This window comes from Streptomyces enissocaesilis (assembly GCF_039533765.1).
In the GTDB taxonomy this organism is placed as follows: Bacteria; Actinomycetota; Actinomycetes; order Streptomycetales; family Streptomycetaceae; genus Streptomyces; species Streptomyces enissocaesilis.
The window spans coordinates 1-4394 of the sequence record NZ_BAAAUD010000089.1 but is presented as its reverse complement, the minus strand read 5'-3'; the positions used below and the strand labels follow the sequence as shown (position 1 = coordinate 4394).

Here is a 4394-nt window from a genome sequence, read left to right as displayed (position 1 = left end):
GTACCGGTGCCCCTTGTACGACGGCGACACGGCCCCCACGAACAACCCCCTCCAGCACGATCAACCAGAAGATCATCCCATCCAGTCAACCAACGTGACAGCGCCTCCACGAGGCCGCCCGTGTCTTCGCAGAATGGCATTCTGAAACGATCAGTTAGTCGCTGGTTGTCAGCTGTTGAGTTCGTAGAGGTGGAAGTTCATGTTAGTGCCGTAGGGGAGGAGGGGGTCGGGGGTGATGGTGGTGAGATGACGGGCCCTGGTGAAGGAGCGGGCCAGGGAATTGTGGGCGATCTGGTCGCTGGTCTTGATCACAATGTGGCAGAGCAGGCCGTTACGGCTCCGGCGGATGTCGTCCAGGATTTCGGGGACGGGTGGCGACGTGCGGGTCAGGTCGAGGCCATGGGCGGTGAAAGCCGGGCCCCAGGGGGGCTCGACGACGTAGGTATCGTGGGTGCTGCGAGCTGGGAGCCTGTCGAGCAGATCGCGATAGTCGAGCAGGTGCAGCTGGACCTCGGATTTGACGCGGTCGAGGTTTTTCCGGGTGATGTTGTAGACAGTGGAGTCAAACTCGGAGGCATGCACGGGGCGCGACAGCCGCTGACCGAGGTGGTGGCCGAAATTTCCGGAGCCGCAGAACAGGTCCACGATCAGGGGGTTCGCAGTGTCCGGGCCTTCGGGGGCGGTGACGGCCTGCAACGCGGCAAGGGTGTCGACGACGGGAATGACGCAGGAGTCGACGGAACACTCAATGGCGGTGCGCCCCAGCAGGGTGATGCCGTTGGCCGTCATCTCGGGGGCGGGGACGCCCAGCAGGGATAGGCCGTAGGGGTCACCGTAGATGAGGCGGCCGGCCTCGCACAGCTGGTCGCTTGTGAGAACGGTGGTGCGTAAAGGCCCGAGAAGCTGGTCGCGGAGGGCGAAGTAACCCGAGTGGTCGGCGTCGGCAGGCACGGCGAGGGGTTCTCCAGAGGAACGAGGGTGGTGGCCGAAGAAGAGTTGCAGGATGCCTGCCTCGATCGCAGCGGCCCAGCCGGATCGGGGTGGTGCTGTCCCGGACTTGTCGGGGCCGGGGCACCACCGGCGGGCTGTCCCGCCCGGGAGCCCTGCTCAGCGAGCAGGCATTGCCCGTGTCGCCTGGAACGGTTGGTCGGCGCTACAGGTGGGTGTCGGGCGCTCCGCCTGGGTTTTCCTCAGAGGACGAGGGTGAGGACCTCGCTGCCGTTTTGCTTGTCGACGTTGGAGGCGAGGCAGCTCAGGAGGTCGAGGTCGAGAGTCGTCACCACACGTTCGGCCACCGAACCCTGGGCGTAGCCGGAGGTGACGGTGCCGGTTGCGGTAACGACGTTCTGGTTGGCCAACTGGACGACGGCGGTGAGGGTGTAGGTGATCGTGCTGCTCTGACCATTGCTCCACTGGTAGGTGATGGAGTATGGCGGCAGGACCGTCGACTCCGGCGGTGGTAGCAGGCAGCTAGACGGCAGGACAAAGGTGCCGGTTCCGATGCCGGTCAGGAAGGGACCGCCCACACAGGTCAGGTCTTCGTTCAGGCCCACAGTGGTGGTCTTCGGCAGTGGGCTGAGCGGAGGCGAGTAGGTCTGGGTCTGCTTACCGGTGCAGACCACCGCAGCGGTTTCCTTCGCCGAAGAGGCCTGCGCGTAGCTGGCAGGCAGAACGACCGCCGCAGCGGTGGCTGCGGAAAGACACAAGGCAACTGATCTGCGACTACGTGACATGACAGCCCTTCTTTCCCTGACTTCGATGACGCTGGACACGCCGATCGGGCGTCTGCTCACGGGCAGCCGGTTCACCTCTCGGCTCTTTTATCGTGCCGCGGGCTTACAAGCGTGCACATAGCCTTTTAGGGGGGGCGTGCGAACCCCCCTAAAAGTTCACACCCCGTGTGCAACGGCATCGCGCCGGGATCTCGACGCGGTACCCCCACCCGGTTCCCGACTGACGGCCTGGTGCGCAGGGACGAGGGCCAATGTTTTGCATGCCTGGTCGGCGGTGGCCGTGGCTGCGGCGCGGGCGCTGATCGGGTCTGTTTCTCCGATGCAGACCAGGGGGCATTCCTATCTACGGCACCCGGTCTCGCATACAGGAAGGGCTCCGATAGTGAGGCGTATCCGCAGGCTGCCTCCCACCTGTCCCGGTTCAGGTATCGCCCCGCACCACTGCGGGGCGAGGCCGGTCCTGATACCGACCGAGGTGTTGTGCTCACCAGTCAGGGGTGACAACAATGGCGCTATCGGATTAGGTCCTTGGCGGTGGGGAGGGTGGGACAGCCGTAACAGGTGAGGTGGGAGGTCGCGGAAGTGGAATCGCACAAGTCCGTGGAAGCCGGACACTTACGAGCGGAGGCTGAGGGCTACCGGGAGGCCCTCAGCCTGTTCCTCGCTGGGACGAACGAGAAGGCCACTACTCATGTCTACCTGCAGGACATCGTGGAGCGCTTGCCGGCCCGGAAGGTTTTTCTGGACGTGGGCCCCGCCGACGGCACCACCACACGGTTTCTCGCCCCCTTTTTCGATCGCAGTGTCTGTATCGAGCCCAGCGAGCCGATGCGACGGGTCCTGAGGCTGGCATGTCCGCAGGCCGAGGTGGTGGCCGAACCCGTCTTGCAGGCGAGAATCGACGCGCGGGCCGATCTGGCTCTGCTCTCCCACGTGCTCTACTACATTCCGCGCGTGCAATGGGCAGTTACGGTGTCCCGTATCGTGGAGTGGCTCGCCCCAGGTGGTCTCCTGCTCATCATCCTTCAGCACCCCGACCATGCCTGCATGCGCATGGTGCACCACTTCACCGGACAGCGCTTCGATCTCAGGGAACTGGCTGCCGAATTGGCCGCGCTCCCGCAGGGCGCGGTCGGCGGCATGAGCCTGGACATCGTGCCCGCCCAGTACCGAAGCCGGGACCTAGGCAAGACCGTCACCGTCGCCGACTTCCACCTCAGTGTCCCCGGCGGGCACCACCCCGCCCGCGAAGCTGTCGAGGTGTACGTACAACAGCACCTGCGTGACGGCACCGGCGGATACATCCTCCGTCACGATCAGCACGTACTCCACATTCTGCGTTCTACAGTGTAAGGACCCACGTGTCTTCAGACGCTGTTGTCTTTCCGAGTCTGACGGCTGTGTTTTCGCTGGCCAGGGGTAGGGGCGGCGTGGGTGTGGGAGTGATCCGTGCCCGTGCCGCCTGGACCCCGGGGTCGGACAGCAGAGCCGAGAGGATCTGCTCCGCCTCCGCGAAGGCTCGGGTGCGGGCGTGCCGCCGTACGGCGTCCCGCACGCGCCGTGCTTCGTCGTCTGCGGCCATCACACGGCCCCTTCCGTGGCCGCCCACTCCAGCCCGAGGTCGGCCAGCGCGGCGAGCTTGTCGGCGGTCAGCTTGGCCCGGCGGCTTTTGCTGTTGCTGAGGAATACCCCGAGTTTCACCTCACTCCCGTCCTCCAGCCGCTCCACGTGGGCCCTGGGGACCTTCACAGAGCCTTCCCGGGCCTTGTACTGCGCGAGGGCCGCCACGCCCTTCTCGAAGGCGCTCACAGCCTTCTTGGGAGCCTTGGCGGGCTCGGTCTGCTCCGGGGGCAGCGGCACGACGCCGACCGCCTCCAGGAGCTCGCGCTGCCCGTCCATCAGCCCTGCCCAGACCGTGTGCTGACGCTGCTTCGCCAGCCACTTGCCCACGTCCATGCCGTGGACGGTGAAGCCGGGAAGGACCTCGGAGTGGTCCTCTTCGTCTGTCAGCAGCTCCCGCAGCGCGGCGTAGTGCCGCTGCCACTCCGCCGGCCACGCCGGGTTCCAGTGCGCGTCCACGGCCTCCAGCGCCGTCTTCCACTCGGGGTGGCCCTCCAGCGCACCGGCACGGCGCAGGTTCGACAGCCACTGCCCCACCGGCCGGTCCAGCATCGTCGCGGACCGGGGAGCGCACAGCGTCCAGTGCTGCTCGTAGTACGCCTTGGCGGCCTCCAGGTTCTCCTGGAACCGCTCATCGGCCGGGTTCCAGACCATGCCCAGCTTCTCCAGCCGCTGCGCCCGCAGGCCGGTCATCTGCCCCGCCCCGTAGGCCCTTCGCTGTTCTGCGACCCATGTCCCCAGGGGAAACGCGCCCTCCTTGAAACCGTACGGAACTCGGGCGTGAAGCTCACGCTCCGTGAACGTCTTGAGTGCCGACCAGCCCCGCGCCCAGTCCTGGCGCTCGGTGTCGATGACGTTGAAGGAAATCCAGTTCGCGACCATCACCGGGTCACGCGGAGCCGCAAAACGCAGCAGCAGACGAGTTTCTTCCTCTCCTGGGAGTTCTCGTGTTCTTATCCGGTGTGGTTCTCATTTTGGTGTCCAGGTGGGCGGATACGGTTGAGTGGGCTGATCGGCTTTGTCTTGCGGGTTGTTCGGGGT

General features: G+C 65.7%; 4 protein-coding genes. 1 reads left to right on the top strand and 3 read right to left on the bottom strand.

The annotated features are described in order from the left end of the window. Window positions 1-168: 168 nt before the first annotated feature. Both ABD374_RS31730 and ABD374_RS31725 read right to left on the bottom strand, forming a co-directional pair. The gene (locus ABD374_RS31730; protein ID WP_344500108.1) at window positions 169-951 is read right to left on the bottom strand and encodes an RsmD family RNA methyltransferase; all 783 of its coding nucleotides are present in this window, start codon (window positions 949-951) and stop codon (window positions 169-171) included. Window positions 952-1190: 239 nt separating this feature from the next. Continuing rightward, window positions 1191-1622, bottom strand: a complete 432-nt coding sequence (locus tag ABD374_RS31725; RefSeq protein ID WP_344500106.1) for a hypothetical protein — start codon at window positions 1620-1622, stop codon at window positions 1191-1193. A 693-nt stretch (window positions 1623-2315) separates the two neighbouring features. On the opposite strand from ABD374_RS31725, the gene ABD374_RS31720 reads away from it, so the two are divergent. After that, the gene (locus ABD374_RS31720; RefSeq protein WP_344500104.1) at window positions 2316-3086 is read left to right on the top strand and encodes a class I SAM-dependent methyltransferase; all 771 of its coding nucleotides are present in this window, start codon (window positions 2316-2318) and stop codon (window positions 3084-3086) included. Window positions 3087-3314: 228 nt separating this feature from the next. Here ABD374_RS31720 and ABD374_RS31715 read toward each other — a convergent pair whose 3' ends face one another. After that, the gene (locus tag ABD374_RS31715) at window positions 3315-4235 is read right to left on the bottom strand and encodes a helicase associated domain-containing protein (RefSeq protein WP_425577402.1); all 921 of its coding nucleotides are present in this window, start codon (window positions 4233-4235) and stop codon (window positions 3315-3317) included. Between the last annotated feature and the right edge of the window lie 159 nt (window positions 4236-4394).

Bases quoted from the DNA above. Each gene is read 5' to 3' on its own strand.
- ABD374_RS31715 (WP_425577402.1), bottom strand. From the start codon at position 4,235: ATGGTCGCGAACTGGATTTCCTTCAACGTCATCGACACCGAGCGCCAG.